The 17,073-nt window shown below is 54.3% G+C and carries 13 protein-coding genes; 4 read left to right on the forward strand and 9 right to left on the reverse strand.

Annotation, left to right across the window (positions count from 1 at the left end; all coding sequences use genetic code 11):
* Positions 1-28 precede the first annotated feature (28 nt).
* The 5 genes from NST43_RS16140 to NST43_RS16160 all read right to left on the reverse strand — a co-directional run bounded on the left by NST43_RS16140 (position 29) and on the right by NST43_RS16160 (position 5,469).
* Positions 29-1,459 carry a HAMP domain-containing sensor histidine kinase gene (locus NST43_RS16140; RefSeq protein WP_339225437.1) on the reverse strand — a complete coding sequence of 477 codons (1,431 nt, stop codon included), beginning with the start codon at positions 1,457-1,459 and terminating at the stop codon, positions 29-31.
* Complete coding sequence (locus NST43_RS16145; RefSeq protein WP_209989810.1) at positions 1,456-2,154, reverse strand: response regulator transcription factor; 699 nt, start codon at positions 2,152-2,154, stop codon at positions 1,456-1,458. The genes NST43_RS16140 and NST43_RS16145 overlap by 4 nt, the downstream gene beginning before the upstream one ends.
* The gene (locus NST43_RS16150; protein ID WP_339225290.1) at positions 2,147-3,460 is read right to left on the reverse strand and encodes a hypothetical protein; all 1,314 of its coding nucleotides are present in this window, start codon (positions 3,458-3,460) and stop codon (positions 2,147-2,149) included. Before NST43_RS16150 ends, NST43_RS16145 begins: the two co-directional genes overlap by 8 nt.
* Positions 3,461-3,493: 33 nt before the next feature.
* Positions 3,494-4,219 carry an ATP-binding cassette domain-containing protein gene (locus NST43_RS16155; protein WP_209989806.1) on the reverse strand — a complete coding sequence of 242 codons (726 nt, stop codon included), beginning with the start codon at positions 4,217-4,219 and terminating at the stop codon, positions 3,494-3,496.
* 89 nt (positions 4,220-4,308) lie between these two features.
* Positions 4,309-5,469, reverse strand: coding sequence for an MFS transporter (locus NST43_RS16160; protein ID WP_339225439.1), 1,161 nt, complete (start codon positions 5,467-5,469; stop codon positions 4,309-4,311).
* 160 nt (positions 5,470-5,629) lie between these two features.
* Between NST43_RS16160 and NST43_RS16165 the strand changes: the two genes are divergently transcribed.
* From NST43_RS16165 to NST43_RS16175, 3 genes are all read left to right on the forward strand, one after another.
* The gene (locus NST43_RS16165) at positions 5,630-6,547 is read left to right on the forward strand and encodes an ArsR family transcriptional regulator (RefSeq protein WP_339225291.1); all 918 of its coding nucleotides are present in this window, start codon (positions 5,630-5,632) and stop codon (positions 6,545-6,547) included.
* Between the two features lie 24 nt (positions 6,548-6,571).
* Positions 6,572-7,324 carry an HAD family hydrolase gene (locus NST43_RS16170; RefSeq protein ID WP_339225292.1) on the forward strand — a complete coding sequence of 251 codons (753 nt, stop codon included), beginning with the start codon at positions 6,572-6,574 and terminating at the stop codon, positions 7,322-7,324.
* A 108-nt stretch (positions 7,325-7,432) separates the two neighbouring features.
* Positions 7,433-8,170, forward strand: a complete 738-nt coding sequence (locus NST43_RS16175) for a thioredoxin domain-containing protein (RefSeq protein ID WP_339225293.1) — start codon at positions 7,433-7,435, stop codon at positions 8,168-8,170.
* Between the two features lie 77 nt (positions 8,171-8,247).
* Here NST43_RS16175 and NST43_RS16180 read toward each other — a convergent pair whose 3' ends face one another.
* The 3 genes from NST43_RS16180 to NST43_RS16190 all read right to left on the reverse strand — a co-directional run bounded on the left by NST43_RS16180 (position 8,248) and on the right by NST43_RS16190 (position 12,836).
* The gene (locus tag NST43_RS16180) at positions 8,248-10,524 is read right to left on the reverse strand and encodes a DNA topoisomerase 3 (RefSeq protein ID WP_339225294.1); all 2,277 of its coding nucleotides are present in this window, start codon (positions 10,522-10,524) and stop codon (positions 8,248-8,250) included.
* Positions 10,525-10,627: 103 nt separating this feature from the next.
* Entirely contained in the window at positions 10,628-11,041 is a 414-nt protein-coding gene (locus NST43_RS16185; RefSeq protein WP_339225295.1) for a hypothetical protein, read from the reverse strand.
* Positions 11,042-11,105: 64 nt separating this feature from the next.
* Positions 11,106-12,836 carry a proline--tRNA ligase gene (locus tag NST43_RS16190; protein ID WP_339225296.1) on the reverse strand — a complete coding sequence of 577 codons (1,731 nt, stop codon included), beginning with the start codon at positions 12,834-12,836 and terminating at the stop codon, positions 11,106-11,108.
* A 529-nt stretch (positions 12,837-13,365) separates the two neighbouring features.
* Here NST43_RS16190 and NST43_RS16195 point away from each other — a divergent pair.
* Complete coding sequence (locus NST43_RS16195; protein ID WP_339225297.1) at positions 13,366-15,369, forward strand: methyl-accepting chemotaxis protein; 2,004 nt, start codon at positions 13,366-13,368, stop codon at positions 15,367-15,369.
* A 103-nt stretch (positions 15,370-15,472) separates the two neighbouring features.
* On the opposite strand, the gene NST43_RS16200 is transcribed toward NST43_RS16195, so the two are convergent.
* On the reverse strand, positions 15,473-16,960 hold the full coding sequence (locus tag NST43_RS16200; RefSeq protein WP_209989788.1) for a glutamate synthase subunit beta: 1,488 nt from the start codon (positions 16,958-16,960) through the stop codon (positions 15,473-15,475).
* Positions 16,961-17,073 lie beyond the last annotated feature (113 nt).

The following is a 17,073-nucleotide window of genomic DNA, read 5'->3' on the forward strand; positions in this document are numbered from 1 at the left end:
GCAAGGCCGTTTCCACTTGGCTTACTTATCAAGTTATTGGTGAATTGCTTACGTGAGCATTCCCCTGCTGGCTATCGTCAAGCGGCAGAATGACAGTAACCTGAGTGCCCTTGCCCAGCTCGCTGTCCATTTCCAGCTTACCGTTATGAAGCTCCACGATCTGCTGGGAGATCGCCAGACCCAGTCCAGTGCCGCCGTTAAGAGCATCGACCTGGAAGAAACGGTCCCGCACTCTGGACAGATGCACTTCGCTGATGCCAATACCGCTGTCACGGACGGTGACAGTCATCTCTGTACCGGACAGGCGCTCCGCCGACAGCACGATACTGGAATCCTCGGGCGAGAACTTCACCGCATTGTCCACCAGATTGAGGAAGACCTGCTTCAAGCGGTTGGCATCCCCCTTGATGAAGATCGTCTCTTCACATTCCAGCAGCAGATGAATCCGTTTCTTCTCGGCCTTGGCCCAGATATTGAGCAGCGTCTCCTGTAACAGAACCTTAATATCCACCTGCCCCATCGACAGCTTCATTTCATTCTGCTGCAGCTTGGAGAAGTCGAGGATCTCTTCCACCAGCCCGATCAGCCGGTCACTCTCCCTGGAGATAATTCCGACGCCAAGCTTCGTCTCTTCAGGGTCATAGCCTCCGGAGACCAGGGTCTCGCTCCAGCCCTTGATGCTGGTCAGCGGGGTCCGCAGCTCATGGGAGATCGAGGAGATGAAATCATCCTTGATCTGATTGCTGCGGACAATTTCATCCGCCATGTAGTTCAGCGTTGAAGCGAGTTCCCCGATCTCATACCGGTAATCGCCCTTGATCCGGGTCGTGAACTTGCCCTTGGCCATCTGCGCCGACACTGCCGTAATATTATTGAGCGGACGCACAATCGAATTGGCAAGACCGAAGCTGAGCAGCAGCACAATGGTGAGCACTGCCACACCAATGGCAATGGAGAGTAAAGTAAGGTTGAGCAGATTACTGTTCACGCCTTCCATCGACGTCAGATAGCGCAAGACATAAGTGTCATGAGCGGTGATCTGCACCATTTTGGATACTGCCATGACATTCTCATTAGTACCTGCCTGGCGGCCCACCCAACGTCCGATACTACCGCCTACTGCCTCGGGAACATCACTGGTGGTAATCGTCCGGTCAGGCTGGAACCCGGTTGAGCTGGTAATAATATCGCCTTTAAGCGTCAGGACCTCCAGCTCGGTAAACTCCACATTGAATAATTTAAGCAGCTTCTGCAGCTGGGCCTGTGACCTGTCTCCTGAAAATTCATATTTCACCAATGTCTCAGCCACACTGATATGCGTGGTGATTTTGCTGTAGATACTGTTGTAATAATAGGTGCGGATCGACAGCAGGAAGATCGTCTCGACCAGGAGAAGCGCTACAAAGACTACCAGAATATAGTGCAGTACGATCTGTCTGCGCATCCCCTTCTTGATCATTGTACCTGGCCTTTCCATTTGTAGCCGTGCCCCCATACTGTCTGCAGGTATTCAGGCTCCGATGGATTATTTTCGATTTTTTGGCGCAAGCGGCGGATATTGACGTCAACAATCTTAGGGTCACCCATATATTCCTTGCCCCAGACATGATCCAGGAGGGAATCACGGCTGAGCGGCGTATTCTCCTTCTCCAGGAAGAACTGCACCAGCGAGAATTCCGTTGGCGTAAGCTCTATCGCTTCCCCGCTCCGCTTGAATTGCTTGGAGATCAGATCCAGGGTGAATGGACCTGATTGGAACGATACCTTGGCCGACTGCTCGCGGTGAACATTGACCCGGCGCAGCAGCGACTGGATACGGGCAATCAGCTCAGTTGGACTGAACGGCTTGCTGACATGGTCATCTGCTCCCACGGACAGCGCATAGACCTTATCCTGCTCCTGTACCTTGGCCGTCAAGAAAATAATGCCCAGCCGTTCATTCGTCTCACGGATGCGTCTGCAGACCTCGAACCCGTCGATGCCGGGTACCATAACATCCAGCAAGGCAATATCGATATCATGGATTGTGCTCAGCTTATGCAGCGCCTCATGGCCGTCCGCCGCCTCCAGCACTTCAAAGCCGTTGCGTTTCAGATTAATGACAATAAAACTGCGGATGGACTCTTCATCCTCCAGTATCAGTACTTTACTCATCGATACCCTTCCTTTCAATAGAGGATTTGATTCGTCCGTCCTCTCCTCCAATTGTACTCTGTTCTAGGTCTCCCCGGTACCCGATCATTTTATCCAGATCGCGTCCGAGCAGCTTCCAGCCGGTGTTCTTTACGTTGTCCCACTCCGCTGGCGAGAAGAATGAGACTTCGGCTACGGTCTCTCCGGTATCCGTCATAATGAATTTGAGTGATTTGTTCTGCACAGACTTGGTGTCCACGGTTACCCGCTCCTGCCATTCGGGGGCGAAGTTAATGGTGAACCGGTCCAGCGGATCATTATAGAGCTGGGTACTGAAGGTCAGACCTTCTTTGCCGTCCCATTTGTAATAGGAATTGAAATACGGAATGGTCTCCGGGTCGAAATACTCCCAGCCCTTGGGAGGAACCAGCATGCCAATCTCAATAATCCCATCCAGATCAATATCCTCGCTGACGATTTTGCGGTCCTTGAAGGTACGGACATCCCCTGGAATGACCACACGCAGCTTGTTATTCTCCATTACAACTACGGTTGTATAGGCGGAGCGCGTATCCACAGCAGAATCCAGGACTATACCTTCTTTGTTCGCAGCCACTTTTCCTGAGACAATATTGTAATAACCATTGAAATACGGGTCCAGATCGTCGAGTTCATCCAGCACCTTGAAGCTGTCTTCATATTGGTAGGTAGTTAATGTAGCGAATTCATTACGCTTGAAGTACACCACGGTAATATCCACAATTCCGTCTTCATTCAGATCATCGATGATATATTGGGTATACGGCTTGGTAAGAATCTCTTCCAGCACTCCCCCGGAATAACTGTAGACAACCATGCCCTTCACGCCATTCTCTTCCCCGCGCGAATAACCGACAATAATGTTGAGCTTACCGTCACCAGTTACATCCTTAAGATCTACAGAATCCAGCGTATTACCGTCACCGTCAAACGTAAGCTTCTTGACCCAGGTATCCCCCTGCTTCTCCAGAATCATTCCGTGATTAACCACGGCTTCATTCTTGTTCTGGTAGAACACAAGCGTCTCCATCACGCCATCCCGGTCAAGGTCCTCCGTAAAAATAGAGCTGTTATCATCATTGGCCGGACGGGTCAGGGTGCCATCCAGCGCCTTCAAGGAAGAGTTGATGGCTGCCATCAGCGAAGCCTTGTCCGCAGGCAGCTGGGGCACCCTCATCTGGGATACCGGATCGCTGATAAAGGTGCAGCCCGACAAGGCAAACAGCGACAGAGCGGCTGCGGCAAGCCCTCCCAGCAAACGCATACGCATATGCATATTCAACTTCATTTACGCTCTCCTTACTGAACGCCTGGCCTTACTTCACAAATGCAGCCGCTCCTGTGAAGTCAGCCGGCGTCCTTTGACATCATGCTTGATTCTTCCGTCCTCCAGCACCCACAGACGGCTGGCATAACGCTCAGCCAGCTCGATCGGCAGCACCGTAAGCACGGTAAGTCCTGTCTCCTTGCACAGATTGCGGAGGGTCTCCAGCACATTCTCCGCTGTCTTGGGGTCAAGGCCTGTCACCGGCTCATCCGCCAGGATGACCTTGGCACCGTGGACCAATGCCCGGGCAATCGCCACACGCTGCCGTTCGCCGCCGCTGAGCTGGCCGGACTTCAGCTTGGCCTTGTCCAGCAGACCCAGCAGATCGAGCTGGTCCATCGCCCCCATATAATCATCTGAACGGACCATGCCTGTAGCCATCCGCCACAGCGGCGTCTGGGAGGCCTGTCCGATCAGCACATTCTTCAGTGCAGTACGGTTCGGATTCAGCTCCGCGTTCTGCTCCAGATAGGCCCATTCCCGCCGGATCTTGCGTTTGCCGGCGAAGGGGCTCTTCATAATATCCTGCCCATCTACCCTGAAATTCCCTCTGTCCCACTTCTCATGCAGGGCCAGGCAGCGCAGCAGCGTTGACTTCCCGCTGCCGCTGGCTCCCAGCAGCGCTACAAATTCTCCCGGTTCTAATTGAAATCCGATATCCTGAAGCACCGGTGTTTTATCTTCCCCGACCGCTTTGGCCAAATGTTCAACTGTAATCATAGGTCAGCCTCTCCTGTCTTCGACTCTACTCTATAGTGTACTCTGAAAGCGGGATCAAATTCCATGCGAGCATTCGTTCTTATTCTACCTCATATCGTCTTCCGTGGCGAGAATAATAACCCTGCCAGTCCAAATACGATATACAGGCCGCCCATCACGGCAAACACGCTGCCGCCCCAGCCGAATTGCAGCAGCAGCCCGCCGATGCCCGGCCCCGCTATACTTCCCAGACTATAATGGAAGGAAGCGACTACGTTGGCAGCCGGAAGCAGCTTACGCGGAAGGATATCGGCGGCATAGCTTAACCCTAGCGAGAAAAAGGAGCCGACTAGTCCCCCTGCCACCATCAGCAGCACCAGGGTCAGCAGGAAATGGTCACCTGCCAGCGGAAGGAGCGTGAAGGCCAAGCCTCCCCCTGTCCCGGCAGCAATCAGGATGGCCTTACGGCCGTGCCGGTCGCTCCATATCCCGAGCGGCAGCTGGAGCAGCAGGCCCCCGATGCCCGCAAACGGCAGCAAGGCGGCAATCTGGTCTGCGCTGAAGCCGATACGCAGCCCGTATACCGGGAAGCTGCTGTTCAGGCTGGCCTCCATGTAACCGTATAGCAGCGCCGGGATCAGCGCATACCAAGCAAGCCGGTAGCTCCGGCCGAACCTGCTCGCCTGTCCTTCACTATGATCCATAGCCTCCGGCCGGGAGTCCTTCAGCTTGAAGCCCACAATCAGCAGCACGATCACGAACAGCAAGGCTGTAATCAGGAACGGTGCCGGCTGCCCGAACCGCAGCAGACTGATGCCCAGCGGCCCCAGGCTGAAGCCCAGGCCGTAGGACATCCCATAGAGGGACAGGTTCCGTCCACGGTGCTCCGCCGGTGTCATGAGCAGCACCCAGAGCTGCGCTGCATAGTTGACCGCTGAATCGCCAATCCCGACAAGCAGGCGGAGCACGAACCAGACCTTCACACCTGTAAGCAGCGGGAACAGCAGCAGCGATACCAGCACCAGCGCGAGGCCGGACGCGATCAGCTTCTTGAAGCCGATGGCGCCAAGCACCCGCTCTGCAATCAGGGTCATGGCGAACGATCCTACATACAGGGCAGCTGCGTTAAGTCCGTTCAGCGAGGACGAAACGCCTTTTTGCTCCAGCAGAATGGATAAGACCGGCAGCAGCATCCCCTGACTCAATCCGGCCAGAATAATCACAGCAATCAAAATCAAATAATTCATTCTACCGCTCTGCGCAAGCGGCATCGGTGTGGAAGTGGGCACGAATAAATCCTCCTATGTAATTCTGTGATGACTGGAACCTTGTGTCTATGCGGCAAACACCGAACATTATAGTGGACAACCTTCTTCAAAACAAGAGATAATATATAGAAGTGACTGATTTTCTGGAGGTGACCCGGCTTAAATGAACTATGAACTCAAAATTGATGTTTCCCCCGTATACGAACTGCTGGACAGTTTCATGTTATATGTGACTAAGAAATGGACCTCTAATCTGGACATCGGCACCGACTGGATCAGGGATGTGGACGGCCGCTTCACACCCGCGCAGCTGGCTGCACTGAAGCAGGCCGCCGAGTGGCCGTTCGAAGATTATGATGTACTCTACGCCTGGGCCTACAGCCGGGGCGAGGCTTCCAAGGTGCTGCAGTTCCTGGCGGAGCTGGAGAGCTCATCTCTGGAGGATTGCCTCCGGCGCACCGAGCCGTTCTTCCATAACTTCACTGCCGAGGAATGCGCGCGGATCAAGAAAGGGTACATGCCGCTTTTGCGTATATGGTATGAGCATTATTTCCGCCATGTGGAGCATACCCTGCTCCCGCTCCTTATTGAAGACGCCTCTGAGAAAAAAATGCTGGAGAGCAAAATGGACATGGTCCCGCTGATCGAATATGCTTCCGGCGGGATTGTCATCGAGGACATTCCCGGGCTAAAAACAATTGTCCTGCTGCCTACGGTGCATAACCGGCCGATTAACACATATTGCTTCTTCAAGAACCTGATGCTGGTGCAATACCCGGTAGATGTTCCTTCAGACAATGAGGAGGAGCCACCCACCGTGCTGCTTCGTTTAACACAGGCTCTCTCTGATCCTACCCGGCTGAGACTGCTGCGCTTCGTAGCGAACGAACCGAAGACGCTGTGGGAGATGCAGTCCGAGCTGAGCCTGTCCCGGGAGATACTGATGCATCATCTGCTTAGTCTAAGAGTCGCCGGACTTCTGCGGGTCCATCTGCGCGGTGAAGGCACCGAACGCTACAGCATACGCCCTGACGGGGCCTCGGAGCTCCAGATGTTTCTGGAGTCCTACATTCGTATCTAACAGACCAACTTAGGAGTGAACCTCATGAAGTATTTGACCCAACAAGTGATCTTTGATCTCGACGATACCCTGGTGCATTGCAATAAGTATTTTGATCTCATTCTTGGACAGTATTTCCAGCTGATGTCTGACTGGTTCAGCGATTACCAGCCTACGATCGGCGAACTGCGCAGCAAGCAGGTGGAGATCGATGTCGAGACCGTCAGCACAAGCGGCCTGGCCAGCGACAATTTTCCGAAATCGCTGATTGCCACCTACCGTTATTTCTGCAGCAAATATAACCGCAAACCGGTTGCCTTCGAGGAACGCCAGCTGATGAAGCTGGGAATGAGCGTGTACGACCAGGAGGTGGAAGCTTATCCCGGCATGGTAGAGACGCTGGATACTCTCAAGCAGGACGGCCATTCCCTCTACCTATATACCGGCGGCGACGACACCATCCAGCAGCGCAAAATCGCCCAAATGAAGCTGGACGCCTATTTCGATGACCGCATCTATATCCGCCAGCACAAGAATGTGGAGGCGCTTGAGAATATCCTGACCACCTACCCGTTCGACCGCAAAACCACCTGGATGATCGGCAACTCCCTGCGTACGGATGTACTGCCCGCGCTGACTGCCGGGATCAACAGCATCTATCTGAAGCAGCCGACGGAGTGGCTCTACAATCTAATTGAGCTGGAGCGGGAGATGCAGCAGTCCGTCATGACCATCTCTGCCATTCACGAAGTCCCTCCGGTGATCCGCACCGCTGCGCTGCGGGAGCATCACGGCTGATGGACGGCTTCATCTGGATCAGGCGATTGTTACAAATGGCATAGGCAGCCTGCCGCCGGTATGATTATACTATTTGAGTAGATTTTCACACCGCGCAGGAGGCTGGCCATGAATAACAAAGCTAACCGTTCCAGGAATACCCCGAATCACGGGCGTCTGCTCCCTATGCTGCTTGCTGTGATTGCTGTGCTGCTGATCGCCCTTCTTGCTTTCTTCCTTACACAGAGCAAGTCATCCGGTACTGAGGCGCTCGATAATCTCCCCAACTACACCGATGTGAAGGGCAAGATCGTGGTGGACGGGCTGAAATACGAGAAGCAGCCGCATCTGGGCAGCGAAGCCGCCAAAGTAAAGGTGATCGAATTCGCCGATTTCAAATGCCCTGCCTGCAAAAATTGGACCGCCTCCTACCTGGATACGTTCATCAAGGACTACGTTGACAGCGGGAAAGTCCAGTTCTACTTCATGAACTTTGCCTTCATTGACCGGGATTCTTACCTGGCCGCCAGTGCCGGGGAAGCTATTTATCAGCAGAATAACGAGAAGTTCTGGGAGTATCTCCACAAGCTCTACGAGAGCCAGGGCGATGAGAGCCAGATCTGGGCAACCCAGAAGTTCATCCTGGGGTTCGTGAAGGACAATATTGCAGGGATTGACCAAAAGCGGTTCGAGCAGGATCTGAAGAACCATACGTATATGTACGATGTCAAAGAGGACTTCAAAATCGCCGGAGCCTACGGCGTCAACGGCACACCAAAGTTCATGGTGAACAGCGTCCTGCTGCCGGATTCCTCTTATGAAGGCTTAAGTGCCGCCATTGAAGCGGCTTTAAGTGAAGCTAAGTAATTACTATTGTATTAAAAGACTATTAAAAGAACGCCCCGGCCGGGAAAAGATGGCCGGGGCGTTCTTGTATGAATGAATTATTCCACGGCCAGCTGGCCGGTATCCATATTCTTCAGCACCAGCTTGCCTTCAAGCGGCGCGCCGTCCTCACCGGTCAGCTTCAGCTTCCCGGTTCGGCCCTTCTCAATCAGGGCCTTCACCTGGGTGTCGGTGAGCGTGCGTCCGTGATTCTCCTTCCAGATCACGAAGGCGCAGCCCTCCTTATAATGGGAGCAGCCGTAGCCCTTGCGGCCCATGAAGATCATGCCGCCGCAGCCGGGACGCGGGCAGGAGCCGATAACCTTCGGCCCGGTATCTCCGCTCTTCCCGGCAGCCGCAGACGCCGCGCTGCGCGGTTTGACCGCTGCCGGCTTGCGCTCAGCCGCCTTGGACTCGGCGGTCTTGCGAGGCGAAGCAGCCGGGCTGCGGCCCTTGCCGCCGCTGTTCAGCGAGGGCGTATCCCCTTCGAAGGAGGTCTTAGCGGCGCGCGACTGCACGCGGACCTTGTCCACAATCATCGAAGCGAACCGCTTGACGTTCTCCATAAATTGTCCGTCCGCTGCGGTGCCGCGGGCAATTTCATTCAAGCGGCGCTCCCACTGCCCTGTCATTTCCGGGGAGGTCAGCAGCTCCACACCTGCCCCGCGGATCAGCTCAACCGCCGTCCGCCCCTTTTGGGTGATGGCGATCTTTTTCCCCTGCATCTCTACATAGCCGACATTCTTCAGCCGTTCAATTGTAGCAGCCCGGGTCGCCGGTGTGCCTAGCCCTGAATCCTTCATGGCATCGCGCAGCTCTTCGTCCTCAATCTGCTTGCCCGCGCTCTCCATCGCCTTCAGCAATGTTCCTTCGGTGTAATGCTTCGGCGGCTGGGTATCCTTCTCCTTCACAATCGCATCGCTGCAGATCACTTCACCCTCCGCTTGAACCGAGAACGGCTCGTTCACCTCAAGCTCCTCTTCCTCCTCGTCCTCCTTGCCTTTGCCCTTGGCCGGTTTGGACTTGTCCTTCTTCTGGTCTGCGTAGATCACCTTCCAGCCGAGGCTGAGCAGCTCCTTGACCGTAGTCTTGAACTTCTCGGCTTCGACTTCGGTGATCACCGTATGCACCTTGTATTCCGCAGCCGGATAGAACTGGGAGAGGAAGCGGCGGACGATCAGATCATAGAGCTTAGCCTCATCCACGCTTAGACCGTTCGCTCTACGGTTCGTCGGCAGAATCGCATGGTGGTCCTCCACCTTGGACGGATTACAGATAAACTTGTTGCCTTTATGAACCAGGTTGGAGTTCGCACCCTTTACCCAATCGTCATACTGCGTGCCCCGAAGGGCCGACAGCGTCTTGTGCATTTCAGGAATATTCTGTTCCGTGACATAGTTGGAGTTGGTACGCGGGTAAGAGATCACTTTGTGCTTCTCATACAGCGCCTGCGCGATATCCAGTGTTTTTTTGGCGGAAAAGGCATATTTCCCGTTCGCCTCACGCTGCAGCAGCGTCAGATCGTACAGCTTATTCGGATATTCCTTGGTCTCTTTGACCTCATAGAGAACAATCCGGGCGGGCTTGCCTTTGACCTTGGCTGCAAGCGCCTCTGCCTTCGCACCATCCGTTAACCGATCGCCCTGCCACATTCCCTTATAAGTCAGCTCATTCTGGGTGAAATGCCCTTCCACCTCAAAGAACTTCAGCGAGGAGAACGCTTCAATGGTCTTCTGACGGTCATAGATCAGCGCCAGCACCGGTGTCTGTACCCGGCCTACAGAGAGCAGCACATTATGCTTGGTGGTAAAAGCGCGCGAGCCGTTCATCCCGATCAGCCAGTCCGCCTCGCTGCGTGCCCGGGCTGCTTTGGTCAGATTCTCGTATTCCAACCCGTCCTTCAGCTCCTGGAAGCCCTTGCGGATCGTCTCCGGCGTCAGATCGGAGATCCACAGCCGCTTCACCGGCTGGTTCAGCTCCAGGTAGCGCTGGATCAGCGAGAAAATATGCTGGCCCTCACGCCCGGCATCGCAGGAGTTCACCAGCAGATCGCTGCGCTTCGCCAGCTCCCCGATCACCTTCAGCTGATCCATGGTGCGTGCGTTAGGCAGCAGCTTGAACTCCTCGGGGATGATCGGCAGATCATTAATGTTCCATTTTTTATATTTATTGTCGTAGGCTTCGGGCTCTGCCAGGCCAATCAGATGCCCAATCGCCCAGGTGATGATGTACTGCTCCCCTTCCAGATAGGAACGGTAGTTTTTGGCCTTCGGTTCTATTGCGGCGGCGATATTCCGCCCCATGTCCGGTTTCTCCGCAATAATGAGTGTCTTCAACAATAATCGCTCCTTACCCTCGGTTCATTACAAAAGTTGTCCAGTAGTCTATTATACCATTCCTGGACCCCAAAATCCGCTGCTCATTATTGAGGCCTGCCGCTTAAGGGCGAAATATCGCCATCAGAATGAGCAGCGCCCCGATGATCAGGCTGAACAGCTCAAGCATATCTCCCCTGGACCAGTGCTTGCGGAAAAATACGATTGCAGGCTGGGCAAGCCCCGCTATCAGATACAGAACAGCCAGCAGCAAACCAAAGGAAAGTATGGTGAAGACGGGTGCATTACTCTGCGGCCCCCCGATGAAGGTAATCAACACGATTAACAGGGTCAGAATATACAAAATACACCGGAAGAAGATAATCCACGGCCCGGACTTTACGGGAACAGGTTCAACCGGGACTTGCTGTTCCTTGGCCCGCTCTTCCAATTGGCGGCGGATTTCCTCAGGATACTCCTTACGCATTTTCTGCATCTGTCTGGCATTGTCAAGCCTGTGTCTCAAGCGTCCAAACATACTTTCCCCTCCTCTCCAAGGCGGCAATTCATGCGGTATTCCCCTATTTTATCAGAGCTTCAATTCAAGCAAAAGCAGTATCTGGCGCGGACTTCAGACTGCTTACGCGCAGGACGGCCTCCCCAATATCGATTACTTCCTTGTTACCCGTTCTGCGGTCCATATATTCAATCCTCTGCTCTGCGGCCAGCTTGCCGACCACCAGCGCAACCGGTATACCGATCAGCCCGGCATCCTTGAATTTGACCCCGGCCCGCTCATCACGGTCGTCCAGCAGGATATCGATGCCCAAGGCGGTCAGCCGTGCATACAGAGCCTCGGCCAGCTCACGCTGCGCTGTATCTTTGACCGACATCAGCAGAATATGAACCGTGAATGGAGCCAGACCCTGCGGCCAGATCAGCCCTTGGTCATCGTTGTTCTGTTCAGCCACTGCGGCCAGCAAGCGGGAGATTCCGATGCCGTAGCAGCCCATTACCATAGGCTGGGTGCGGCCGTCTGCATCCAGGTAGCCTGCCCCCAGCTTCTCACTGTAGACCGTGCCCAGCTTAAAAACATGCCCTACCTCGATGCCCTGATGGAAATCCAGCTCCCCTTCGCCGCACTGCGGACAGCTGTCGCCGGTAACTGCATTGCGGAAATCCCCTACCTGCGTCAGCGGGAAGTCCCGGCCAGGCACCACTCCGCGCAGATGGTAATCCTCTGCCCCCGCCCCTGTGACCGCTTCAGTCATGGCTGCAACAGCAGCATCCACCAGGATAGGCACGGACAATCCGGCAGGACCGACATAACCGCTTCCGGTTCCGGCAGCCTCCTGCACATGCTCATAATCAGCCAACGTAATGTCACCGCAGCCGAGGTACTTTTGCACCTTCAGCTCATTCACCTCATGATCTCCACGGACCAGCACGGCAAATGTCTTGCCTCCGCCCGTGTAGATTAATGTCTTGATGATATCCTGCGGTCTGAGCTGACTCTCCTGCTCCAGCTGCTGAATGGTCTTCTGGGCAGGCGTATGGAATCGCTCAGGGGCAGGCCGCCCGGCAAAATCTGGTCTATGCGGTGCGGCCCCGCTCTGCACTTCCGCCTGCTCCAGATTCGCGGCATATCCGCACAAGGAGCACACAGCTATCGTATCCTCGCCTATCTCTGACAGTGCCATGAATTCATGATTCTGGCCTTTCCCGCCAATCGCCCCGGCATTCGCCTGCACCGCCCGGTACTTCAGGCCGCAGCGGTCAAAGATCCGCTCATAAACGCTGTACATCACCTGATAAGCCTGATCCAGGCCATCCCAATCCGTATCAAATGAATAGGCATCCTTCATCAGGAACTCTCTGCCCCGCAGAAGCCCCGAGCGCGGACGACGTTCATCCCGGAACTTTGTCTGGATCTGATAGACAGTGACCGGGAGCCGCCGGTAAGAGCTGATCTCTCCACGCATTAGCGCTGTAACCACTTCCTCATGGGTCGGACCCAGCACGAACTCACGGTCGTGACGGTCCCGGAGCTTCATCAGCTCTTTGCCGTACACCTCATAACGTTCCGATTCTCTCCAGAGCTCTGCTGGCTGTAAGGATGGCATAAGCACCTCCTGCGCACCGGCTGACTCCATTTCCTGGCGCACGATCTGCTCCATCCTGCGCAGCACCCGCCGTCCGAGCGGCAAATAGGTGTATACCCCGGCAGCCACCTGCCGGATATATCCGGCACGCAGCAGCAGCTGGTGGCTCCTTGTCTCTGCTTCGGCAGGAGCTTCGCGCAGAGTGGTAACTAATAGATTGGTTTGACGCATACAGATCAGCCTCTTTCGTTGATAAGTGTGTAAGGGTCCAGATTATTTCGCTGCGTTAATGAGAACGCAAAAAAGGCGCATCCGTCAGGGACGAATGTGCCGTGTTACCACCCTGTTTCAACCCCAAGACTATCCAAGCCTGCGGTCCTCAATCCGGATAACGGCCGGGTCCGGCAGAATTATGCCCATCTTCAGCATAAGCTGCAGCTTCCAAGGCAGGGTTGGAGTCTTACGCACTCGGGGGATCTTTCAGCCGGTGAATCCCCTCTCTGCTTCCGGCGCTTACGGATACCAGGTCCTTGGTCAACGCTGTTACGTTATAAATGTTGGTACTTAATCTATACGATATTCCAGGCCGCGTCAAGCCAGCGATGTATGGATTGTGAATGCAATTAAATAATTTATACCAAATCCTTAAGATATGAAAAGAATGTGTCGATAAACCGAATATATGAGTAGAGTCATTCAGAGAGAAACGGCTACCGATGCTACCAGCCGATTTCCATGTACCAGAGGGGGAACCATTCCAATGTTCAAGTCAGTCAACCGCTTCATCCAACACAAGCTAAGATCACGATCGCTGCAACGAAAAATGATGATGCTGTTCACCATTATGCTGGTGATCCCGATCCTCCTGGTCAGTTATTTTTCTTATTCCAGTGCTAAACAGGAATTGGAAACCAAAATGCAAAAAGCCACACATTCCAGTGTCGATCTGGTCGCCGGGACCATCCAAGAATATGTATCCGCTGCTATGCGGAATGTAGATTTGCTCAGCCGCCAGATCCAATCTTCCGAGGTCGATGGTAAGACTCCCGCAACACGCACACTCATCGATCAGTTCATGAAGGCACATCCCGAGCTTGAGATTCTTACGGTGGGCAACGAGCAAGGTGCCTGGATGAAGGCCCCGGACCCCGGCAAACAGGATTATGATCCGCGTACACGGGACTGGTATAAGGCGTCCATGCAGAATGCCGGTAGCACTACAATCATTGATCCTTTTGTCTCAGCAACAACCGGCAACTATACGTTGTTCATCTCCCATTCGCTGGAGGATGGCAAAGGAGCTGTGACCACAAGCCTCAATCTCAAGGCAATGAGTGAAAGAATCCATACCACCCATCCAGGTGAAACCGGCTACTTCTACATTGTGGACCGTAATCATAAATTCGTCTCTTATCCCGGCAAAGCTGCAGGTGAAGATGTAGCAGATTTTATAGTGAAAATGCTGGTTAACGACAGCGGGGACCTGCACTATACCAATCCGGACACGGAGAAGGAGATGCAGGGTTACTATACAACCGATCCGAATACCGGGTTCAAAATTGTCGGCATCCTGCCTACCCAAGAATTCTCAGATGCCTCACAGCCCATTATCTATACAGGACTTATGGTTCTGGGCATTGCCCTGCTGGTCGCCCTAACCCTGATGTACCTGATTGTCCGCTCCATCACGAAGCCGATCCGCAGTCTGAACCGTTCTGCACAGCGGGTAAGCGAAGGCTATCTGAATGAGCGGATTCAGATCAACCGGGCCGATGAAATCGGTCAGCTGGCACAGAATTACAACCTGATGGTAGGCTCCCTGCGCGGCATCGTCTCGGATATTTCGGGCACCTCTGGACAATTGGCAGCCTCCAGCCAGCAATTGAATGCCACAACGGAAGAGAACTCCAGAGCCACCGCTTACGTGGCAGAACTGGTGCAGGAATCCTCCGAAGGTGCACAGACACAGACCTCAGCCATGGCAGAAACCTCGCGCGCGATGGAGGAAATGTCCTCCGGTATTCAAAAGATCGCCGAAGCCGCCGCCTCCATCGTCGATTCTTCCGCGAACACTGAAGCAGATGTGCGCAGCGGCAGCCGGAAGATGGAACAGGTCAGCCAGCAAATGGATGCCATCCGGACCTCTACTCACCACTCTTCGCAGCTGATCGGGCAATTAAACGGCCTTAACGATGAGGTATCTGCGATGAGCAGTGCAATTACTACGATCGCTGTACAGACGAATCTCCTGTCGCTGAACGCCGGCATTGAAGCGGCCCGGGCCGGAGAGCAGGGCCGGGGCTTCGCCGTCGTGGCGGCAGAGGTACGGAAGCTGGCCGATCAATCGAAGAATACTGCCGGGGATATTCAAGATACCCTCCAGCAGATGACCCGATTGATCGACCAGACCTATGAAGCGATCCGGCATACCGTTTCAGCAGATGTGGAGCTGGGTATTCGGGTTACCGCCGAAGCCAAGGAATCGTTCATCAGCATTGAACAGTCTACGGCCACAATCAACAGCCAACTGCATGACATCTCAGCTATCACCGAGCAGATGTCTGCGGGAGCGCAGGAGGTTGCCGCTTCCGTACACGAAATCTCCAGCATCTCCCGGTCCACCTCAGACGCCTTCCAGAGTGTAACGGCAGCTACAGAGGAACAGCTCGCTTCCATGGAAGAGATCTCTGCCTCCTCGATGGAGCTGTCCAAAATGGCGGGCGATCTGCAGCTTAAGATTGAACGTTTCAAGCTGGAAGACTAACCCGGTGATTTTAAGAGCGGTGTATGCCGTTCATTCTCTTAGTCGCATGACAAAAAGCCGTCCCTCAGCAATGCTGAAGGACGGCTTTTTGGTGTATATTCAGTTAAGCAAGTACAGTCGAGCCCATCAGGTATTTATCCACTTCACGCGCTGCTTCGCGGCCCTCGTTGATGGCCCAGACGACCAGACTCTGTCCGCGGCGCATATCTCCGGCTGCGAATACTTTATCCACATTCGTATTGAATTTGCCATAACGGGCCTTCACATTAGTGCGGCGGTCCGTATCCAGCTTAAGCTGCTCAATGATATCCTGCTCCGGTCCGTCGAAGCCAATCGCAATCAGCGCCAGCTGGGCTGGATAGACAGCCTCGGTTCCCGGAACCGGCTGGTAGATCTTCCGTCCCGTCTCGTCTACTGTCCGGCGGATCTGCACTGTGTGCAGCTCCTTGAGGTTGCCTTCTTCATCGCCGACGAACTTCGTCGTCATGATAGAGAATTCACGCGGGTCTTCACCGAAGACCGCCTTGGCTTCCTGCTGGGCATAATCCAGGGTGTAGACATTCGGGAACTGCGGCCAAGGGTTAGCAATCGGATCACGCGTAAGCGGCGCTTTGTCATGGGTGCCGAACTGGGTGATGCTGTTGCAGCCATGCCGCAGGGAAGTCGCTACACAGTCGGAGCCGGTGTCGCCCCCGCCCAGTACGATTACGTCCTTGCCTGCGGCGGATACGTAATTGCCATCCTCCAGATTAGAATTCAGATAGCTCTTGATCGTGCCGTTCAGGTAATCCATGGCATACATAACCCCTTTGAGGTCATTGCCCTCCACGTTGAAGCGTCTTGCCTTGGTAGCACCGCCGCAGAGAACAACGGCATCATATTCATCAACCAGCTGCTGCGCCGGAATGTCTGTGCCAATTTCCGTATTCACCACGAATTCGATACCTTCTGCAGCCAGCAGATCAACGCGGCGCTGTACGACACGTTTGTCCAGCTTCATCGTAGGAATACCGTACATCAGAAGGCCGCCAACCCGGTCACTGCGCTCAAAGACCGTTACCGAATGACCTGCTTTGTTGAGCTGGGCGGCAGCGGCCAGGCCTGCCGGTCCGGAGCCGACAATAGCGATCCGTTTGCCTGTACGCTTCTCCGGCGGACTCGGGACTACCCAGCCCTCTTCAAAGCCCTTGTCCACAATGGCCAGCTCAATTGTCTTAATCGTAACAGGCTGTCCAATCAGACCGACGGTACAGGAGCCCTCGCAGGGTGCAGGACAGATGCTGCCGGTGAATTCAGGGAAGTTATTCGTCTTGTGCAGGCGCTCCAGCGCTTCCTTCCACAAGCCACGGTAGACCAGGTTGTTCCACTCCGGGATCAGGTTATGCACGGGACAGCCTGAAGTACCGCCGCTCATATCCATGCCGGTGTGGCAATACGGTGTGCCGCAATCCATACAACGGGCACCCTGAGTCCGAAGCTCGTCCTCGGTCAGATGCTCGTGGAATTCTTCCCAGTCCTTCACGCGCTGCTCGGGATCGCGGTCCCCTGGGAGCTGGCGCTTATACTCCATAAATCCAGTAGGTGTAGACATATATACGTTTCCCCCATCCGTTCTCTTCGTGTTGATGTATAGTACACCATTTCTAATTTTAATTATATTAGCATTCAATACTTTCGCACTGTAATGGACTAATCTGTTGATTA

The organism is Paenibacillus sp. FSL H8-0332, from assembly GCF_037963835.1.
GTDB lineage: Bacteria > Bacillota > Bacilli > Paenibacillales > Paenibacillaceae > Paenibacillus_AQ > Paenibacillus_AQ rhizoplanae.

Excerpts from the sequence above, each read along its gene's own strand:
- NST43_RS16140 (WP_339225437.1), bottom strand. The coding sequence starts at position 1,459 with ATGATCAAGAAGGGGATGCGCAGACAGATCGTACTGCACTATATTCTG.
- NST43_RS16145 (WP_209989810.1), bottom strand. The coding sequence starts at position 2,154 with ATGAGTAAAGTACTGATACTGGAGGATGAAGAGTCCATCCGCAGTTTT.
- NST43_RS16150 (WP_339225290.1), bottom strand. The coding sequence starts at position 3,460 with ATGAAGTTGAATATGCATATGCGTATGCGTTTGCTGGGAGGGCTTGCC.
- NST43_RS16155 (WP_209989806.1), bottom strand. The coding sequence starts at position 4,219 with ATGATTACAGTTGAACATTTGGCCAAAGCGGTCGGGGAAGATAAAACA.
- NST43_RS16160 (WP_339225439.1), bottom strand. The coding sequence starts at position 5,469 with ATGCCGCTTGCGCAGAGCGGTAGAATGAATTATTTGATTTTGATTGCT.
- NST43_RS16165 (WP_339225291.1), top strand. The coding sequence starts at position 5,630 with ATGAACTATGAACTCAAAATTGATGTTTCCCCCGTATACGAACTGCTG.
- NST43_RS16170 (WP_339225292.1), top strand. The coding sequence starts at position 6,572 with ATGAAGTATTTGACCCAACAAGTGATCTTTGATCTCGACGATACCCTG.
- NST43_RS16175 (WP_339225293.1), top strand. The coding sequence starts at position 7,433 with ATGAATAACAAAGCTAACCGTTCCAGGAATACCCCGAATCACGGGCGT.
- NST43_RS16185 (WP_339225295.1), bottom strand. The coding sequence starts at position 11,041 with ATGTTTGGACGCTTGAGACACAGGCTTGACAATGCCAGACAGATGCAG.
- NST43_RS16190 (WP_339225296.1), bottom strand. The coding sequence starts at position 12,836 with ATGCGTCAAACCAATCTATTAGTTACCACTCTGCGCGAAGCTCCTGCC.
- NST43_RS16195 (WP_339225297.1), top strand. The coding sequence starts at position 13,366 with ATGTTCAAGTCAGTCAACCGCTTCATCCAACACAAGCTAAGATCACGA.
- NST43_RS16200 (WP_209989788.1), bottom strand. The coding sequence starts at position 16,960 with ATGTCTACACCTACTGGATTTATGGAGTATAAGCGCCAGCTCCCAGGG.